Annotated in this window: 19 protein-coding genes; 10 read left to right on the plus strand and 9 right to left on the minus strand. The window is 70.8% G+C overall.

What is annotated here, in order from left to right; translation table 11 throughout:
* Positions 1–4: 4 nt before the first annotated feature.
* From AB0H43_RS25735 to AB0H43_RS25745, 3 genes are read right to left on the minus strand one after another with little or no spacing between them, the layout of a single operon-like run.
* Positions 5–1,036 carry an ABC transporter substrate-binding protein gene (locus AB0H43_RS25735; protein ID WP_360003179.1) on the minus strand — a complete coding sequence of 344 codons (1,032 nt, stop codon included), beginning with the start codon at positions 1,034–1,036 and terminating at the stop codon, positions 5–7.
* Between the two features lie 27 nt (positions 1,037–1,063).
* Positions 1,064–1,894 (minus strand): ABC transporter permease, encoded by an 831-nt coding sequence (locus AB0H43_RS25740; RefSeq protein ID WP_360003181.1) that lies wholly within the window; start codon positions 1,892–1,894, stop codon positions 1,064–1,066.
* Positions 1,887–2,696, minus strand: coding sequence for an ABC transporter ATP-binding protein (locus AB0H43_RS25745; protein WP_360003183.1), 810 nt, complete (start codon positions 2,694–2,696; stop codon positions 1,887–1,889). Before AB0H43_RS25745 ends, AB0H43_RS25740 begins: the two co-directional genes overlap by 8 nt.
* 122 nt (positions 2,697–2,818) lie before the next feature.
* Between AB0H43_RS25745 and AB0H43_RS25750 the strand changes: the two genes are divergently transcribed.
* Together AB0H43_RS25750 and AB0H43_RS25755 are read left to right on the plus strand one after the other, a co-directional pair.
* Positions 2,819–4,405 carry a sensor histidine kinase gene (locus AB0H43_RS25750; RefSeq protein ID WP_360003184.1) on the plus strand — a complete coding sequence of 529 codons (1,587 nt, stop codon included), beginning with the start codon at positions 2,819–2,821 and terminating at the stop codon, positions 4,403–4,405.
* Entirely contained in the window at positions 4,402–5,073 is a 672-nt protein-coding gene (locus AB0H43_RS25755; protein WP_360003185.1) for a response regulator, read from the plus strand. The genes AB0H43_RS25750 and AB0H43_RS25755 overlap by 4 nt, the downstream gene beginning before the upstream one ends.
* Before the next feature lie 9 nt (positions 5,074–5,082).
* On the opposite strand, the gene AB0H43_RS25760 is transcribed toward AB0H43_RS25755, so the two are convergent.
* Positions 5,083–5,454 (minus strand): hypothetical protein, encoded by a 372-nt coding sequence (locus AB0H43_RS25760; protein WP_360003187.1) that lies wholly within the window; start codon positions 5,452–5,454, stop codon positions 5,083–5,085.
* 108 nt (positions 5,455–5,562) lie between these two features.
* On the opposite strand from AB0H43_RS25760, the gene AB0H43_RS25765 reads away from it, so the two are divergent.
* The 5 genes from AB0H43_RS25765 to AB0H43_RS25785 all read left to right on the plus strand — a co-directional run bounded on the left by AB0H43_RS25765 (position 5,563) and on the right by AB0H43_RS25785 (position 9,802).
* Positions 5,563–6,726, plus strand: a complete 1,164-nt coding sequence (locus tag AB0H43_RS25765; protein WP_360003189.1) for a sensor histidine kinase — start codon at positions 5,563–5,565, stop codon at positions 6,724–6,726.
* Positions 6,720–7,346 carry a response regulator transcription factor gene (locus AB0H43_RS25770; RefSeq protein WP_360003192.1) on the plus strand — a complete coding sequence of 209 codons (627 nt, stop codon included), beginning with the start codon at positions 6,720–6,722 and terminating at the stop codon, positions 7,344–7,346. The genes AB0H43_RS25765 and AB0H43_RS25770 overlap by 7 nt, the downstream gene beginning before the upstream one ends.
* Before the next feature lie 76 nt (positions 7,347–7,422).
* A complete protein-coding gene (locus AB0H43_RS25775; protein ID WP_360003194.1) occupies positions 7,423–7,746 on the plus strand; it encodes a type VII secretion target in 324 nt (107 codons plus the stop codon).
* Positions 7,743–9,299 carry an alpha/beta hydrolase gene (locus AB0H43_RS25780; RefSeq protein ID WP_360003196.1) on the plus strand — a complete coding sequence of 519 codons (1,557 nt, stop codon included), beginning with the start codon at positions 7,743–7,745 and terminating at the stop codon, positions 9,297–9,299. The genes AB0H43_RS25775 and AB0H43_RS25780 overlap by 4 nt, the downstream gene beginning before the upstream one ends.
* Positions 9,296–9,802, plus strand: a complete 507-nt coding sequence (locus AB0H43_RS25785; protein ID WP_360003198.1) for a hypothetical protein — start codon at positions 9,296–9,298, stop codon at positions 9,800–9,802. Before AB0H43_RS25780 ends, AB0H43_RS25785 begins: the two co-directional genes overlap by 4 nt.
* Before the next feature lie 79 nt (positions 9,803–9,881).
* Here AB0H43_RS25785 and AB0H43_RS25790 read toward each other — a convergent pair whose 3' ends face one another.
* Positions 9,882–10,085, minus strand: coding sequence for a cold-shock protein (locus tag AB0H43_RS25790; RefSeq protein ID WP_360003200.1), 204 nt, complete (start codon positions 10,083–10,085; stop codon positions 9,882–9,884).
* Between the two features lie 116 nt (positions 10,086–10,201).
* Between AB0H43_RS25790 and AB0H43_RS25795 the strand changes: the two genes are divergently transcribed.
* Positions 10,202–10,927 (plus strand): 50S ribosomal protein L11 methyltransferase, encoded by a 726-nt coding sequence (locus AB0H43_RS25795; RefSeq protein ID WP_360003202.1) that lies wholly within the window; start codon positions 10,202–10,204, stop codon positions 10,925–10,927.
* A 106-nt stretch (positions 10,928–11,033) separates the two neighbouring features.
* Here AB0H43_RS25795 and AB0H43_RS25800 read toward each other — a convergent pair whose 3' ends face one another.
* The 4 genes from AB0H43_RS25800 to AB0H43_RS25815 form a co-directional block, all read right to left on the minus strand.
* Positions 11,034–12,047: a hypothetical protein gene (locus AB0H43_RS25800; protein WP_360003204.1), complete on the minus strand. Its 1,014-nt coding sequence runs from the start codon at positions 12,045–12,047 to the stop codon at positions 11,034–11,036.
* Positions 12,048–12,122: 75 nt separating this feature from the next.
* Positions 12,123–12,767 carry a response regulator transcription factor gene (locus AB0H43_RS25805; RefSeq protein WP_360003206.1) on the minus strand — a complete coding sequence of 215 codons (645 nt, stop codon included), beginning with the start codon at positions 12,765–12,767 and terminating at the stop codon, positions 12,123–12,125.
* Complete coding sequence (locus AB0H43_RS25810; protein WP_360003208.1) at positions 12,749–13,882, minus strand: histidine kinase; 1,134 nt, start codon at positions 13,880–13,882, stop codon at positions 12,749–12,751. Before AB0H43_RS25810 ends, AB0H43_RS25805 begins: the two co-directional genes overlap by 19 nt.
* 9 nt (positions 13,883–13,891) lie before the next feature.
* Entirely contained in the window at positions 13,892–14,479 is a 588-nt protein-coding gene (locus tag AB0H43_RS25815; RefSeq protein WP_360003210.1) for a hypothetical protein, read from the minus strand.
* A 123-nt stretch (positions 14,480–14,602) separates the two neighbouring features.
* Between AB0H43_RS25815 and AB0H43_RS25820 the strand changes: the two genes are divergently transcribed.
* Positions 14,603–15,313 (plus strand): GNAT family N-acetyltransferase, encoded by a 711-nt coding sequence (locus tag AB0H43_RS25820; RefSeq protein WP_360003212.1) that lies wholly within the window; start codon positions 14,603–14,605, stop codon positions 15,311–15,313.
* Between the two features lie 6 nt (positions 15,314–15,319).
* Positions 15,320–16,351: a DUF4236 domain-containing protein gene (locus AB0H43_RS25825; RefSeq protein WP_360003214.1), complete on the plus strand. Its 1,032-nt coding sequence runs from the start codon at positions 15,320–15,322 to the stop codon at positions 16,349–16,351.
* Positions 16,352–16,356 lie beyond the last annotated feature (5 nt).

Below are 16,356 nucleotides of genomic sequence, written 5' to 3' on the forward strand. Positions count from 1 at the left end.
AGGATCAGCCCGCGGCCTTCACGAAGTCCGTCGTGAAGGTCTTGGTCAGGTCGATCGTGCCGGCCTTCTGCACGTCGGGGTTGGACTCCTTGAGCACGTCGAGCACGGTCTGCGGACCGTCCGCCGGCATGAGGCCGTCGGCGGTGAACATGCCCTTGGAGTCGTTGATCGACTGCTCGTAGAGCTTGACGTCCTCTCCGGCGTAGTCGGCCGGCATCTTCGCCGCGATCTCGGCGGCGGTGTGGGTGTTGATGAACTTCAGCGTCTTGACGAACGCCGTGGCCATCTTCTGGATGGCCTCCTTGTGGGAGGACACGTAGTCGCAGGGCATGTAGAGCGACGCCCCCGGGTAGAGCCCGCCGAGGGCCGCCTTGGTGCCTTCTTCCGTCCGCAGGTCGATGATGACCTTGCCCTTGCCGGTGCTCGTGAGCTTGGCGATGGTCGGGTCGGTGGTCATGCCGGCGTCGATGCCGCCGTTGTCGATGGCGGCGATGAAGGTGGCGCCTGCGCCGGCCTTGACCGTGGTGTACTGCGACTTCTGGACGCCGTTGCGCACGGCGAGGGCCTGGGTGAGCAGGTCGGTCGACGACCCGGGGCTGGTCACGCCGAGCTTCTTGCCCGCGAAGTCCTTCGCGGAGGACAGCGTGGCGGCCTTGCTCGTCGCGACGACCTCGGCCTCGCCCGGCACGTCGGCGAACTGCACGACGCTCTCGACGCACTTGCCCTTGGCCTGCAGGTGCACGGTGTGATCGTAGAAGCCGACGACGCCGTCGACCTGACCGGCGAGCATCATGGTCTCGGCGTCCGCGCCGGACGGCTCGCTCTTGAGGTCGACGGTGATCCCGGCGTCCTTGAAGTAGCCGAGCTGCTCGGTCAGCTTGGCCGGCAGGTAGATCACCTTGTCCAGGCCGCCGACCATGATCGTGATGGTCTGGGTGCCGCCGCCGGCGGAGCCTGCCGACGGGGATTGGCCCCGGCAGGCCGACAGGCCCAGGACCAGCGCCGGCACGGCCAGCAGAGCGATGGATTTACGCATGAGCAGTCCAATCGGAGTGAGGAGGGGTTAGCGAGGCTGCCAGCGGGTCAGCCGGCGCTCGACGAGGGTGAGGACCGCCTCGGCCAGCAGTGCCAGCGCGGTCATGATGATCATGGCGGCGTAGATGCCGGCCGAGTCGAAGGTGCCCTGCGAGTGGGCGATGAGCATGCCGAGACCCTTGTCGGCGCCGGTGTACTCGCCGACGATCGCGCCGATGAGTGCGAACCCGAACGCGGTGTGCAGGCTGGCGAGGATCCACGAGGTCGCGCTGGGCAGCACGACGGTGCGCATCATCTGCAGCCGGGAGGCGCCCAGGATGCGGCTGTTGTCGTCGATGACCTTCGGCACTTCCCGGGCGCCTTGGAAGGCGTTGAAGAAAACGCCGAAGAAGACCAGGACGAACGCGGTCGCGACCTTGGAGCTCATGCCGAAGCCGAACCAGATCACGAACAACGAGGCCAGCACGATACGCGGAATGGCGTTGGCGGCTTTGATGAACGGGGCCAGGACGTCGGACAGGAACCGGGACCGGCCCAGGACGACGCCGAGCACGACGCCGACGACCGCGCCGAGGGCGAACCCGTACACCGCTTCCTGGAGGGTGTAGCTGATCTGGAGCCAGATGCTGCCGTACGAGGTGCCTTCGGTGAACCAGTCGATCAGCTTCTGCCAGATCAGGCTCGGCTTGGAGTAGAAGAACGGGTCGATCCAGTAGGTTCCGGCGACCTCCCACGAGCCCAGCCACAACGCGACCAGGACGACGCGGCCGGCGTACACGGTCCAGCGGCGGTCTTTCGGGGTGCGCAGGGCGATCTCGGCGGGACGGTTGTCCACCATTGCGATGCCGACGTCAGCCACGGCTGGCTCCTCTCTCGCGGGCGATCTCGACCTCTTCGCGCAGGGAGTCCCAGACCTCGCGGTAGAGGTCGAGGAAGGCCGGGTCGAGCCGGATCGCCTCGACGTCGCGGGGGCGGGGCAGCGTCACCGGGACGATGCTCTTGACGGTGGCGGGCGCGGCGGTCATCACGACGACCCGGTCGGCCAGCGCGATCGCCTCGGTCAGGTCGTGGGTCACGAAGACGACGGCCGCGCCGGTCCCGGCCCACAGCCGCAGCAGCTCGGCCTGCATCAGCTCCCGGGTCTGCACGTCGAGCGCGCCGAACGGCTCGTCCATGAGCAGGATCTGCGGCTCGGTGATCAGCGTCTGAGCCATGGCGACCCGCTTGCGCATGCCGCCGGACAGCTGATGCGGGTAGTACTTCTCGAAGCCGTGCAGGCCGACGCGGTCGACCCACTCCTGGGCCCGCTCCCGGGCCTCCGCCTTCGGCATCCCGCGGTAGCGCAGCCCGAGGGCCACGTTGTCGACGACCGTCCGCCACGGCAGCGTCGCGTCCTGCTGGAACATGTAGCCGACGTTCCCGGGGATGCCGGTGACCGGCGTGCCGGCGACGCCGACCTCTCCGGCGCTGGCCGGTTCCAGCCCGGAGATCAGCGCCAGGGTGGTGGACTTGCCGCAGCCGGTCGGGCCGACCACGGTGACGAACTCGCCCGGCGCGACGTCGAGGGTGACCTCGCGCATGGCGGTGAAGGTGCCGCCCCCGGCCGCGGGGAACACCTTGGTCGCCCGTTGCAGCCGGATGGCGGATGTGGTCTGGGTCATAGCGGCAGACCGTAAAGGTGGCCGGAAGGTTTCCGCGCGGTTTCGTCCATTGCGCGGCCAAGTTACGTAGATGGCGTTCTGCGCATTCTGCTCACCGCGTTTTCCCAGGTAGTTTGACGGGCATGAGCCGCCGCCCCCTCCGCCTGGCCACGCAGACGATGCTGCTGCAGGTGGTCGTGGTCGCCATCGTGGCGGCGGCCGGGTTCACCCTCGCCGTGCTGCTGCTGCGGCATGAGATCGAGCAGCAGTACGAGCAGCGGGCGCTCGCGGTCGCCCGGTCGGTGGCCCAGGAGCCGGGGCTCGGCGATCAGGTCCGCACCGGCCGGCCCGACGTCAACGGGCCGGTCCAGGCCTACGCCGAGCGGGTCCGGGCCGCGAACAAGGCCTTGTTCGTCGTGATCACCGACGCCGACGGCATCCGCTTCTCGCACAAAGAACCGGATCGCATCGGCCAGCGGGTCAGCACCGATCCGACCGGTCCACTCCAGGGCAGCGAGGAAGTCAACATCGAGCGCGGCACGCTCGGCCTGTCCGCGCGGGGCAAGGTGCCGCTGCGCGACTCGACCGGCGCCATCGTGGGCGAGGTCAGCGTCGGCATCCACGCCGACCGCATCGGCGATCGCCTCGATCAGATCCTGCCGTGGGCCATCGGCTTCACGATCCTCTCGCTCGCCGTCGGCATCGGGGGAGCGGCGTTGCTCGCGGTCCGGCTCAAGCGGCGCACATTCGGGCTCGAGCCCGCGGATCTGGCTGATCTGGTACGCGAACAGGTCGCCGTCCTGGAGGGCGTACGCGACGGGGTGCTGGCCGTCGACGTCGCGGGGCGGGTCGGGGTGTGCACCGAACAGGCCGCCAAGCTCCTGACCCAGCCGGTCACGCCGGGATCACCGGCCACCGACGAGATCCGCGCCCTCCTCGAGGACCGGTCGTCGCTGACCAGCGGACTGCGGATGCTCGGCGAACGAGTGGTGGTGGTGACCCGCCGGCCGGTCCAGCGCGGCGGGCAGGATCTCGGCACCGTGCTGACGTTGCGCGATCACACCAACCTCGATGACATGGCCCGGGAGTTGGAGGCGACCCGGGCGCTGACCGACGCGCTGCGGGCGCAGGCGCACGAGCACACCAATCGGCTGCACGCCCTCGACGGGCTGCTGCAACTGGGCGAGGTCGAACGGGCGCGGGCGTACATGCGGGAGCTGTCGGCGACCGCGGCCGCCGGGGCGCCGCCGGGCGAGGTCGGCGACCCGTACCTGGACGGGCTGCTCGCGGCGAAGAGCGCGGTCGCGTCCGAGGCGGGGGTGAGCCTTCGGCTGGGGGAGGACACCTGGATCCCGGGCCGGCTCACGTCGCCGCTGGATGTCGTCACCGTTCTGGGCAACCTGGTGGACAACGCGATCCGGGCCGCCGCGACCGGCGTTCGTCAGCCGGGCTGGGTGGAGGTCAGCCTGCTCGCCCACGACGGGGATCTGCACGTCTACGTGGCCGACAGCGGTGACGGGGTGACGTTGTCCGACCCGTTCCTGCCGGGAGCGTCCACGAAGGACTCACCGGGCAGCGGGCTCGGGCTGGCCTTGGCTCGCCGCACGGCCCGGCACCACGGCGGCGACGTACGCCTCGGCCCGCCCGGCGAGACCGGCGGCGCGGTCTTCGTCGCCGAGCTGCCCGGCGTGCTCAGCCCGGCCGCCGCGCTGGCGTGGGAGGCGCAGTGATCGGCGTACTGGTCGTGGACGACGACTTCCGGGTGGCGGCGCTGCATTCGTCCTTCGTGGACAAGGTGCCGGGGTTCCACTCGGTGGGCGTCGCGCATACCGCCGCGGCGGCGGTGAGCGAATGCGAGCGGCTGCATCCCGATCTGGTCCTGCTCGACCAGTATCTGCCCGACGGGTTGGGCACCGGCATCGTGCGGCGGCTCGACGCCGACGTCATCATGCTCACCGCCGCGGGCGACGCCGCCACCGTTCGCTCCGCCCTGTCGACGGGCGCGCTCAACTACCTGGTCAAGCCGTTCACCGCCGCCCAGCTGTGGGAACGGCTCCTGGCGTACGCCCGCTTCCGCGGCCACCTGGCGGGGGACCGCGACCTGGACCAGGCCGAGATCGACCGGGCGGTGGCCCTGTTGCACGACGCGGACGCGCCCACGGGCGCGCTGCCGAAAGGCCGGTCGGCGGTGACCGCGCAGCGCATCCTCGAGGCGCTGCGGGCCGCGCCGGGTCCGGTCACGGCGATCGACGTGGCCGATGCGACGGGCGTCTCCCGGGCGACCGCGCAGCGGTACCTCGCGGACCTGGCCCACAGCGGGCGGATCGAGCTGAATCTGCGGTACGGGTCGACGGGCCGCCCGGAGCATCTGTACCGCTGGCGTGGCCGGACGGCCTGAGACGATTCGTCAGGCGGCCTGCCGTTCGGATTCCGGGAAGGCCCGGCGGCTCAGCAGGAACACCGCGAGCAGCAGTACGCCGCACACCGCCTGCTCGATCCGCAGCCAGCCGGGGAACAGTCCGGGCAGGGCGACGATGACGACGATCGCCACCGTCATGACGCCGGACAGGAGGCGCAGCCGCCGCAGCGCCGGACGTGACCCCTTCGCGGCGCGGGCCGCGAAGAAGGTGACGGCGATGGAGCTGAGGACGACGAGGAAGGTACGCACCCAGACGGCGTCGGTGACGATGTCGGGGTGCCCGCGCAGCGCGATGACGGCGGCGAAGGTGAGCAGGCTGAGGCCGAGATAACCGGCCGCGAGGAGTCTGACGGTACGCATGCCGACAGGCTCGCGGTTCGGGCCGCCGTGGTCTTCGGCGTGGCAGTGGAGGTTCTTCTCCACCCCTGGTTGGAGGCGGCTCCACGGTGGTCGCCGTAGGGTCGAGGCGTGCGTACGCCCGCGACCTTCGACGGCCGGCAGCGCCGGGAGGAGCCGGTGCTGCGCTGGCTGCGGCTGCTGGTTCCGCTGGTGCTTCTCGTCGTGATCGGGAGCGTCGGCACCTCGGCTCCGCAGCCGGGCGTCGACCTGGTGGGGCTGGCGCTCGCCGTGTTCGTCCTTGCCAGTGCCGGAGTGGTGGCGACGCTGTGGCGGCCGACGCCGGTCCCGCTGGTGTTCGTGGTGGCGCTCCTGGCCGCCGCGGTCACGTTGACATGGCTGCAGTCGGGCGCGGCGATCGCCGGGATCTTCGTCGGGATCTCCATGCTCGGGCCGCGGCTACGCGGTCACACCGCGGCTCTGCTGGCCGTCGTGGCGCTGGTCTCCCTCGGCTTGCTCGCCACCACCATGCTGCACCGTTCGATCGCCGAGGGCTTGCTGAACGCCGTCATGATCGGCGCGTTCTACGGCATGTTCTTCCTGGCGTTGCGGCTCAACGAGGCCAACCGGCGATCCGAGCGGTTGCTGGCCGAGTTGGCGGAAAGCCGGGCGGCCGAGGCGCACGCCGCCGGGCTGGCCGAACGTCAGCGGCTGGCTCGCGAGATGCACGACGTGCTGGCGCATTCGTTGTCCGGGCTCATGCTGCAGCTCGAAGGCGCACGGATGCTGGCCGTCGGGGAGGCCGTCGATCCGCGTCTGCGGCAGGCGGTCGAACGGGCGCATCACCTGGCGCGGTCGGGGCTCGACGAGGCGCGCCGGGCGATCGGCATGCTGCGTGACGACGAGTTGCCGGGTCCCGAGGGATTAAGCGGACTGGCCGCCGGGTTCGCCCACACCTACGGGATTGCTTGCGAATACCGGGTTCGCGGGGAGGCGTACGCCCTCGGCGCGCAAGCGCGGGTCGCGGTCTACCGCGTGGCCCAGGAGTCGCTGACGAACGTCACCCGCCACGCGAATCCGGATCGCGTCGAGATCACGCTTTCCTACGAGGAAGAGCTGGCTCGCCTGGTGGTGGAGGATTTCGGCGTGCCGCCGTCGCTCGATGTGACGCCGCGCCCGGGTGAGGGCTATGGGCTGACCGGGATGCGGGAACGCGCCGAGCTTTTGGGCGGCACGCTGCGTACGGGGCCGACGGCGACGGGCTTCCGCGTCGAGTTGGGCGTACCGGCGTGCTGAGGGTGCTGATCGCCGACGACCAACGGGTGGTCCGGGAAGGTCTGACGCTGGTGCTGGGCCTGCTGCCGGAGGTGGCGGTCGTCGGGGCGGCGGCCGACGGTGACGAGGCGATCGCGCTGGTGGCCGCGCTCGGACCCGACATCGTGCTGATGGATCTGCGCATGCCCCGCTGCGACGGCGTCGAAGCCACCCGGCGGCTGCGGGCGGCGTACCCGCACGTCAAGATCCTCGTGCTGACGACCTACTCCGACGACCGTTCGGTGCTGGAGGCGATGCGGGCCGGCGCCCACGGCTACCTCACGAAGGACGCCGGCGGGCAGGAGATCCACGAGGCGTTGCGGCGCGTGCACGACGATCAGGCGGTCCTCGACCCGGCCGTCCAGCGGCACCTCGTCTCAGCGTTGGCCGCGCCCGCGCACGGGTCGCTCACGCGACGCGAGACGGAGGTGCTGATGCTCATCGCCGAAGGCCTGTCCAACACCGAGATCGCCACGCGGCTGTTCGTCACCGAGGCGACGGTGAAGACGCACATCAACCACCTGCTCGCCAAGATCGGCGTACGCGACCGGGCCCAGGCGGTCCGGTACGCGTACCAGCAGGGGCTCATCTCCGCCACCTGACCACGGTGTAGACCGAGTCGCTGAGGTTATCCACAGGGGATGGTGATCTTCGATGTGACCGCCTACGGTCTGGCTCATGATCGTGAACGGAGATCGGTCCGCCACCGAGGTCCGGGTCTCGCCGCAGGTGCTCCGATCGGCGGCCGACGCGACGACTGAGCTGGCCGGGCAGGCGAGCCGGGCACTGCGCGACGTGTCCGACGACATGACATACGCGGCCAGGTCGCTGCGGGACTGGTCGACGGGCGGCGCGCTGACCGAGTTGATGGATCTCTGGGATCGGGAGGAGACGGCGTTCGGCCGGGAGATGGCGGGCCTGGCGGAGGGGTTGCAGAAGTCGGCGGCCACCTACGAGCACGCCGACGCTGCGAGCGTGGCGGACTTTGGGACGATCCGGTGACCGCCGGGTTCGTCCAGTTGCGCGACACCCGTTTCGTCGCCCTGGGCCAGGCCGCCGACGCGTGGCAGGCATACGGGCGGCGGGTGACGACCCTGGAGGACCGGTCGGTGCACACCCTCATCGGGCCGTTGCACCGGTCGGGCTGGGCGGGCCCGGCTGCCTCGGCGGCGCTGCCCCGGGTGGACGCGGTCGACGACCAGTTCGAGATCAGGGCGCGTACCGCCCGACTTGTCGACGTCGTCCTGGACGAGGCGGCCGCGCGCTTCGCCCAATTGCAGACCGCCCTGCACGATCAGCTCGAAGCCGCCCAGGCCGCCGGGTTCCGGGTCGGCGAAGACGGCGTCGCCCGGCGGCTCCACGACGAGGACAGCTCGGCCGCCGACGAGTGGACCCGCCGCATCGCCGACGTCGTCCATCGGGCCCAACGGCTGGACGAGCAGGTGGCCGGCGTCCTCGGTGGGCTGCGGCCGGACGGGCACGGGCGCACCGGCGCGGACGACTGGAACCGCATGTCCGACGCCGCCACCGGGGTGGCCGCCTGGCTCGGTGTCGACCCGAAACGCGTACCGCGCCCGGGCAGCGACCCTCAGCAGGTCGCCGACTGGTGGAAAGGCCTGACCGACCAGCAACGACAGCTCTACCTCGACGCGTACCCGCACTTGGTCGGCAACCTCGACGGGCTGCCGGCCACCGACCGCGACACCGCGAACCGGCTGGCACTGCGGTCGCACCTCGCCGAGCTGACCGGCGCCGGTGACGACCGCGACCTCGAACGCAGCCGGCGGCTCCTCGACCGGCTCGAACGCAACGAGTACGGCGACCCGAAGGAGCAGCTGTTCCTGCTCGGCCTCGACAACACCGGCGACGGCCGGGCGATCGTGGCCGTCGGCAATCCCGACGACGCGGCCAACACCTGCGTGCTTGTGCCCGGAGTGGGGACGACACTGGACGGCATGAGCGGCGAGATCGACCGGGCCACCACGATGCAGCGCGGTGCGTACGCCCAAGCCGTCGGCACGGGCGAGAGCGTCAGCGTCATCGCCTGGCTCGGCTACGACTCCCCGGAGGCCGACTGGTCGGCGATCAGCCACAAACGGGCTGAGGCCGGCGCGCCGCTGCTGGACGGATTCGTCGACGGACTGCACGTCACCCACGGCAGCGGGCCCGCGCACACCAGCGTCCTCGGCCACAGCTACGGCAGCACCGTCGTCGGCAACGCCGCCCACTCCGGTGACGGCCTGGCCGCCGACGACATCATCACCGCAGGCAGCCCCGGGATGGACGTCAACACCGTCGCCGACCTGCAGATCGACCCGCATCACGTGTGGGCCGGTGCGGCGAAGGACGATCCGATCGCCGGCCCGCTGGGCAGCATCTGGGGCATCCACGACAACGAGCCGACCGATCCCAGCTTCGGGGCCAACCGGTATCACGTCGACACCTCCGGGCACAGCGGCTACTGGGCGTCCGACAGCCAGAGCCTGGCCAACATCAGCCGGATCGTCATCGGCGACTACGATCGCGTCACCCTCGACCACGGCCGCGCGCCATGATCGCGTACGCCGCCCGGGCGTTCGCCGCCCTGTTTGCCCTGCTGATGCCGGCCGCTTGCACCACGAAGGACGAGACGATGACGACCGTGCCCATCGCCACCCTGGCCGACACCCAGGCGCAGGTCCAGAGCCGGCTGACCGCGATCATCACGGAACTCGCGACGGCGGCTCCGACGGCGGCCCACGACGCGGCGACCGCCAAGATCGGGCCGGCGCCCTGCGGCGACAACGGACCGGAGTACCAGGTCACCGCGACCGACAGTGTCCTGCTCGACGGGGCGCAGCATCGCGCCGCGCTCGCCGTCCTCGGTGAACAGCTGGCGCTGCAGGGATACACGTCCATCACGAGCCGGGAGTTCAGTGACGGCGTCGGCGGCGAACTCAACGTGCGTACCGGCGACGGCTACACGGCCACCATCAGCAGCGGGAAAGGCAACCACGGGCTGGCGGTCATCATCGCGTCGCCGTGCTACCGCACGCCGGACGGCGACTACCCCGGCTGAGCGAAACTTCTCGGCCGATCTGTGATGGATCAGACGTGAACGGCGGGGCCGACCTCGGTCGGCCCCGCGACGATCTATGCTAGATCGTGGTGACGTTGTCCGCCTGCGGGCCCTTCTGTCCCTGCTTGACCTCGAACTGGACCTTCTGGCCCTCGTCGAGCTGCCGGTAGCCACTGCTGGCGATGGCAGAGTAGTGCACGAAAACGTCAGGGCCGCCGTCGTCCTGCTGGATGAAGCCGAACCCCTTTTCGGCGTTGAACCACTTCACGGTTCCTGTTGCCATGTGCCGTCTCCCATTCGGGTGCGGAATTGCAGACCTGCGAAAAGAACGAAGGCCGTATCACCTTGACCGATCCGCACATGTCCACCGTAGCGCCAGAACGTCCCGGAGGAGGCCTCGTGTCCGACATAATCGTCCCAGTCGAGATCGAAAGCCCGGTCACGGCGGTGCAATTTCTCCGCGGAATGATGGCCGACGGCGCGCCGAACGATCCTGCCGGAGACCAGCTCGTGTTCAGCCCGGTGGTGATGGTCCCGGAGATCGGCCTCTACCTCGCGGTGGACGCCATCCTCTTCTGGGCGCGACTCGAAGCCGCGGCGAGGATGCCGCTGCCCGCGCCGTTCTGGGCATCCGCCTGGGCGGGCGGGCAGGCCGTCGCCCGTTACGTCCTCGACAATCCGGGCGTCGTCCAGGGCAAGTCCGTCCTGGACATAGGGTCCGGCTCCGGGCTGGCCGCCATCGCCGCGGCCAAGGCCGGCGCCCGCGTGGTGGCCAACGACATCGATCCCCTCGCCGTGGCGGCCATCCGGGTGAACGCCGAGGCCAACGCCACCGACGTGACCCCGCACCTCGGCGACCTGCTCGACGGGACCGGGCATGAGGCTGACGTGGTCCTGGTCGGCGACGCGTTCTACAACGAGGAGATCGCCGCCGTTCTGCTGCCGTATCTGTACCGGGTCTTGGCGGCGGGCGGGCGCGTGCTCATCGGCGACCCCGAGCGCGGGTACCGGCCCGAACAAGGACTGGAGCTGCTCGCGACCTACCACAACCCCGGCATCGGCACCTTCGGCGACTCGTACCTCGATGAGGTCAAGGTCTTCGAACTCCTGCCCTCCGCACGCTGAGCAGCACCCGCTGGATCAGGGTTCTCGGTCGAATCTCGCACCATGATTCGACCGAGAACCCTGATCCGGCGCTCACAGGCGGACGGCGGCCAGTGCGGGCGGCAGCTCAGTCGCGGCCGCACAGCGCGCACTGGCTACGCCGGCGCAGGTGGTAGCCGATCGCCGCGAGCACCAGCGCGACACCCCACAGCGGCCAGAACAGCATGGGGGAGACCTCCCGGACGGCGTCGGCGCCTTGGAAGGCGAACACGCCGGGCGTGGCCACGAACGCCATGATGCCCACCGCCACGGCGGGGATGGTAGCCAGCTTGATCGGCACCCGCTTGCCGGCCAGCCCGATCATCCACCGGGGGAACCGCTCGCCCCACGGCCGGATGAGACCCACGGTGAGGATCGAGCCGATCGCCGCCGCCGTGCCCAGCGCCAGCCCGACCCAGAACGCACCGTCGCTCTTGAACTCCGGGATGTCCGACGAGTCGACCCCGCCCAGTCCCACGTTGAAGATCCACAGGAAGCGGAAGACGGTGTACACGAGGGGAGTGGCGGCGGCGACGTAGACCGCCCAGCGCCCCCAGCGGCGGGCCGCCTCCCGGCTCGTCCAGCGCCCCTCACCGCCGCACTCGACGCAGGCATTGCCGGTCAGCCGCTGCCAGCGCAGCAGCGTACGCGCCAGCAGGAGGCCGGCGACGACACAGAGCACCTCGGTCAGCAGCGCCCAGGTGAACACGTCGGCCGGATCGAACTTGCTCCAGACGCCGAACGGCGTACCGATGATCAGGATCGGCGTGTACCCGGCGAGGATGAGCAGGCGGGCGTCGGTCATCACGACGATGAGCCCGGCGACCACCGTCCAGCCGCCTATGAGGACAGCCGTGCGGGCCGCCCCCGTCAGGCGTACCACTGGCTGAGCGGTGAGCGCGAAGGCGGCCACGGCCGTGCCGAGCAGGACCACCGCGAAGATCGGCGCGCTCACCTGGGGATCCACGGAGCGCAAGAGATGGGTCGTGTTCTGCCGGTCGCCGGGACCGAACGGGAAGCCACCGGTGACCGCCCAGATCAACGCGAGGAGCGCGAAGAGCGCGAGGTACGCGGTCGTCAGCCGGATCTTGAAGATCGTCATGCTTCCACCGTCGCGGAAAGCCCTGGTCAGGGGTTCCCTCGCGGGAGGGAGCCGGCCGACCCGGCCGGGGGAGAATCAGCCGCCGGGGGTGACGAAGCCGGACTCGTAGGCGGCGATCACCGCCTGGGTCCGGTCGCGCGCGCCCAGCTTGGCCAGCAGATTGGCGACGTGCGTCTTGACCGTCTCGACGCCGACGAACAGCCGGCTGGCGATCTCGGCATTGGACAGTCCGGTCGCGATCAGCCGCAGGATCTCCGCTTCGCGCTCGGTGAGCTGCGCGGGCAGCGGCTTGGGCCGGGCGTGACCGGCGATCATCGCCCGCAGCGCGGCCGGGAAGACCAGCGACTCGCCCGCCGCCGCGACCCGGACGGCCTCCAGCACCTCGGCCGGGCGAGCTCGCTTGAGCAGGAAACCGCTGGCCCCGGCCCGCAACGCGGCGTAGACGTACTCGTCGTTCTCGAACGTCGTGATGACGATGATCTTCGGTGGCTGCGCGGACACCGCGAGAAGCCGTTCGGTCGCGGTGATGCCGTCGACGAGGGGCATGCGCACGTCGATGAGCAGGACGTCCGGACGATGCCGGGCGACGAGGTCGGGCACGTCGGCGCCGTCCGCGCCGGTGCCGACCACGGTCATGTCCGGTGCGGCGCCGACGATCGCGGCCAGGCCCACCCGGATCAGCTCGTCGTCGTCCACCAGCGCTACGCGAACGGCAGCCACGCCGTCACCCGCCATCCCGCCCCCTCGTCCGGTCCTGCCTCGAACCGCCCGCCCAGCAGCGCGACCCGCTCCCGCAAGCCGGCCAGTCCGCGTCCGCCGCCGGTGCGCGGCGTCGGCGAGCCGACGGGCCCGTTCGTGATCTCGACGGTCACGGTCCGCTCGCCCACCGCCACGGTCACCTGCGGGTACGCGTCGTCCGCGTGCCGGGCGGCATTCGTGAGTCCTTCTTGGACAATCCGGTACGCCTCCCGCCGGACTACGCCGGGCAGCCGCCCGAGATCCCCGGTGATCTTCGCATGGGGTGCGAGGTCGAGGATGCTGCCGGTGGGCGATTCGTCGCGATCCTTGCGCAGGTCGCGGCGGAGCAGCCCGAGCACGTGATCCAGGTCGGCGGCGGCTTCCCGGCTGCGTTCCTCGATCGCGATCAGCGCCCGTTCGGCGAACGCGGGATCGCTGCGCAGCAGCTCCCGGGCCGCCCCGGCCTGCACGACCGCCACCGTCAGCGCGTGCCCGACCGAGTCGTGCAGCTCCCGGGCCAGGCGATTGTGTTCCAGCAGCAGCTCCTGGCGTTCCTCCAGCGCCCGGATCCGTTCGACGGTCGACGGGCCGAGCAGCACCGGCGCCATCAACCTCGCCAGCGCCGCCAGCCCGGCGACGGCGTACGCGGCCACGATCAGCTCACCCGCCGTGAGCGCCACCCCGGCGACGAGGTGGTAGCTCACTGCCAGCACCGGTCCCACCGGGAGGAGGACGCTGAGGACCGCGGCCACCACCGCGCCGCCCCCGACGTGCAGGAAGTACCACAACGCCGCCCGGAGCCGGGTCTGCGCGTCCAGCGGCGTCCCCGGCAGCGGATCGGGCACGTCGACGTCCAGCAGCGTACGCGCGGCCGCGATCTGCAACCCGCGCGTCGCCGGGAGGAGCGCCGGGGTGAGCCCGATGGCCGCGCCGATGCCGATCAGCGGAACTGCGACCGCCCCGCCGTTGGTCTGCCACACTTCGGCCAGTGCCCAGGCCAGGACGGCGTACGGGGTGGCGATGACGCTGCCGAGCAGGAGGTAGACGCCGCGACGGCCGACCGTGCGGAGCGGGTCGAGCAGGCGGCGGAACGACATCGACCCAGCCTAACCGGCGTGCGACCCGGCCCGGCGTCGCCGCCAGTACGCCACCGTCAGCGCCCCGAGCAGCGGACCCCACACCACCAGTGGCAGGTACATCGCGACCGCGAGAATGCCTTTCCAATGATGCAATGTCAGCGGATCGGGGACCGTCATGGGCCGGCCGGTGATGGTCCGGGAGAACGGCACCGTCAGCAGCGCCGCGGTCCAGATCACGGTGAGGAGGGCGGCCCCGGCGGCGGCCGGGACGATCGCGGCGAGTGGCGGGACGCGTCGACCCCGAAGTGCGGGTATCCACCGCGGAAACACTTCGCCCCAGCGTGCCACCAGACCGACCGCGGCGAACGCGACCACCTCCGAAAAGACCGACAACAGCACGACGTAGACGCTGGTCGGCATACCCAGTGTCCGATCCTGCCCGGCGAAGACGGCCGGGCCGCCGTAGACGATCGGCAGATGCAGCGTCCAGCCGGAGATGCGCCACAGACTCGACGGGACGACGGTCAATGGGACGACGACGGCGGCGATCCGGGCCCAGCGCGGCACCCCCGCGACGGGCGTGTGAGCGGCGGCCCATGCGGAGCGAATACTCATGCCGCCAGCCTCCCGGGGCAGCGTGGAGGTGAGATCCCTCGGGCGGGGGAGAAGCGCTCACCGCCGCGAGGGAATGCGAGGACGGGGTACCGTCGGATGCGCCTTCCGACGCGAGGACGCCACATGGTGCATCCGCTCGACGATCCCGTACGCTCCGCGCTCAGCGGCCCGCACGCCCACCTCGCGCAGGAGCGTGGCCGCATTCTGCGGTATCCGCCCGACGTCCTGCGGTTCATCGCGATCCCGGATCCGGCCACGCCCACCGATTGGGCGGACGTGGCCGCGCTGGTCGGGCCGGATCAGTTTCCCGTGGCGGGTGTCGTCGTGCTGCCGCCGGCCGGATGGCAGGTCACGGGCGTGGGACCTGGGCTGCAGCTCGTGACCGACGGCGACCATCCGCGGCTGCCGCCCGGTGGCCTTTCAGACGACGATGTCGTGAGGCTCGGCCCAGCCGATCTGCCGGAGATAGTGGCATTCGTCGCGCGTCACCGCAACGGCCGAGTCTTCCTGCCCCGAACCCTGGAACTGGGCGTCTACTTCGGCATCCGCCGCGAGGGTGCGCTTGTCGCGATGGCGGGCGAACGGCTGCGTCCGGTGGGCTGGACTGAGATCAGCGCGGTCTGCACCGATCCGGACCACCGTCGGCAGGGCCTCGCGGCGCGGCTGCTCCGCGTCCTGCTCTCCGGCATCCACGGGCGCGGCGAGAACGCCTTCCTGCACGTGGCGGAGGACAACGTCGCCGCGCTCGGACTCTACGAGCAGTTCGGCTTCCGGCTGCGGCGGCCGATCACGATGGCGGCGGTGCACATCCCTGGTGGCCGTGATCTAGGCTGACGGGCCGTGGGCTTTCGGATACGCAAGACCTTTCAGGTTCTGCCGGGTGTGCGGCTGACCGTGTCCAAGAGCGGCATCGGCTACTCGGTCGGCGTACGCGGGGCGCGGCTGACGCGGACGGCTCGGGGCCAGGTCATCGGCACTGTCGGCATTCCCGGCACGGGCATGTCATACGTCAAGACGTTGCGCGGTTCGAAGAAGACCCCACGCAAGACCGCCCCGGCTCAGCGCGCTGCGGCGGCCGAGGTCGCCGCCCCCGAGGTGGAGGGCATCCCGGCGCCGCCGGAGCCCGCGCTGTTCGCGCCCCGGGCGGAGAAGCGGCTCTACCGGGCGCTGATCAGCGATCCGGATCCGGCGGCGATCGCCGAGATCGGTGCGGACTATCCGGAGTGGGCGCCGCTGTGCGACACCCTCGACGGGCTGCTGGCGTACCGGGACGAGGACTTCGACCGGGCGGAGGAGGCGCTGGCGGCGGCGTTCGACTCGGGTCGGGACGCGGCTCGTCATCCGTTCATCCGCCGGTACGCGCCGTATGCGAGCGTGGAACTCGAACTCGCCCCCGGGGTCGAGGTGATGCTGCCGATCAGCCGGGAGGCGGTCGGGCTGACGCTGGCCGAGTTGTACCAGTACAGCGACCGGCTCGGGCTGGCGATCGAGACCGTCGAGCAACTTGAGCCGACCTTCTCGGCGGCCGTCTCGCTGGCCGAGTTGTACAGCGAGGCCGGCCACCACGACGAGGTCGTCGACATGACGAACGGGCTGACGGCGGAGAGCGACGGGCACGCCCTGCTGCTGGTGCTGCGCGGCCGGGCGCTGCGCGAACTGGACTACTTCGAGGCCGCGCGCGAGGCCCTCAAACAGGTCGTGAACAAGCGGACCATCGACGTCGAGATCCGGCTGCGCGCGTTGCTGGAACGCGCCAACACCTATCTGGCCGAGAACAAGCCCGGGTACGCCCGCAAGGACCTCGAACGCATCCTGGCCGAGGACGCCGGGTACCCGGGGCTGGCCGAAGCCTTGAAGGAGCTGAACGCATAGCTCTG

The organism is Hamadaea sp. NPDC050747 (assembly GCF_040654195.1).
Classification (GTDB): Bacteria; Actinomycetota; Actinomycetes; order Mycobacteriales; family Micromonosporaceae; genus Hamadaea.

What these genes read in the sequence shown, in the direction of transcription:
- AB0H43_RS25810 (WP_360003208.1), bottom strand. Translation starts at nt 13,882, where the DNA reads ATGTCGTTCCGCCGCCTGCTCGACCCGCTCCGCACGGTCGGCCGTCGC.
- AB0H43_RS25785 (WP_360003198.1), top strand. Translation starts at nt 9,296, where the DNA reads ATGATCGCGTACGCCGCCCGGGCGTTCGCCGCCCTGTTTGCCCTGCTG.
- AB0H43_RS25790 (WP_360003200.1), bottom strand. Translation starts at nt 10,085, where the DNA reads ATGGCAACAGGAACCGTGAAGTGGTTCAACGCCGAAAAGGGGTTCGGC.
- AB0H43_RS25775 (WP_360003194.1), top strand. Translation starts at nt 7,423, where the DNA reads ATGATCGTGAACGGAGATCGGTCCGCCACCGAGGTCCGGGTCTCGCCG.
- AB0H43_RS25735 (WP_360003179.1), bottom strand. Translation starts at nt 1,036, where the DNA reads ATGCGTAAATCCATCGCTCTGCTGGCCGTGCCGGCGCTGGTCCTGGGC.
- AB0H43_RS25750 (WP_360003184.1), top strand. Translation starts at nt 2,819, where the DNA reads ATGAGCCGCCGCCCCCTCCGCCTGGCCACGCAGACGATGCTGCTGCAG.
- AB0H43_RS25760 (WP_360003187.1), bottom strand. Translation starts at nt 5,454, where the DNA reads ATGCGTACCGTCAGACTCCTCGCGGCCGGTTATCTCGGCCTCAGCCTG.
- AB0H43_RS25820 (WP_360003212.1), top strand. Translation starts at nt 14,603, where the DNA reads ATGGTGCATCCGCTCGACGATCCCGTACGCTCCGCGCTCAGCGGCCCG.
- AB0H43_RS25800 (WP_360003204.1), bottom strand. Translation starts at nt 12,047, where the DNA reads ATGACGATCTTCAAGATCCGGCTGACGACCGCGTACCTCGCGCTCTTC.
- AB0H43_RS25745 (WP_360003183.1), bottom strand. Translation starts at nt 2,696, where the DNA reads ATGACCCAGACCACATCCGCCATCCGGCTGCAACGGGCGACCAAGGTG.
- AB0H43_RS25815 (WP_360003210.1), bottom strand. Translation starts at nt 14,479, where the DNA reads ATGAGTATTCGCTCCGCATGGGCCGCCGCTCACACGCCCGTCGCGGGG.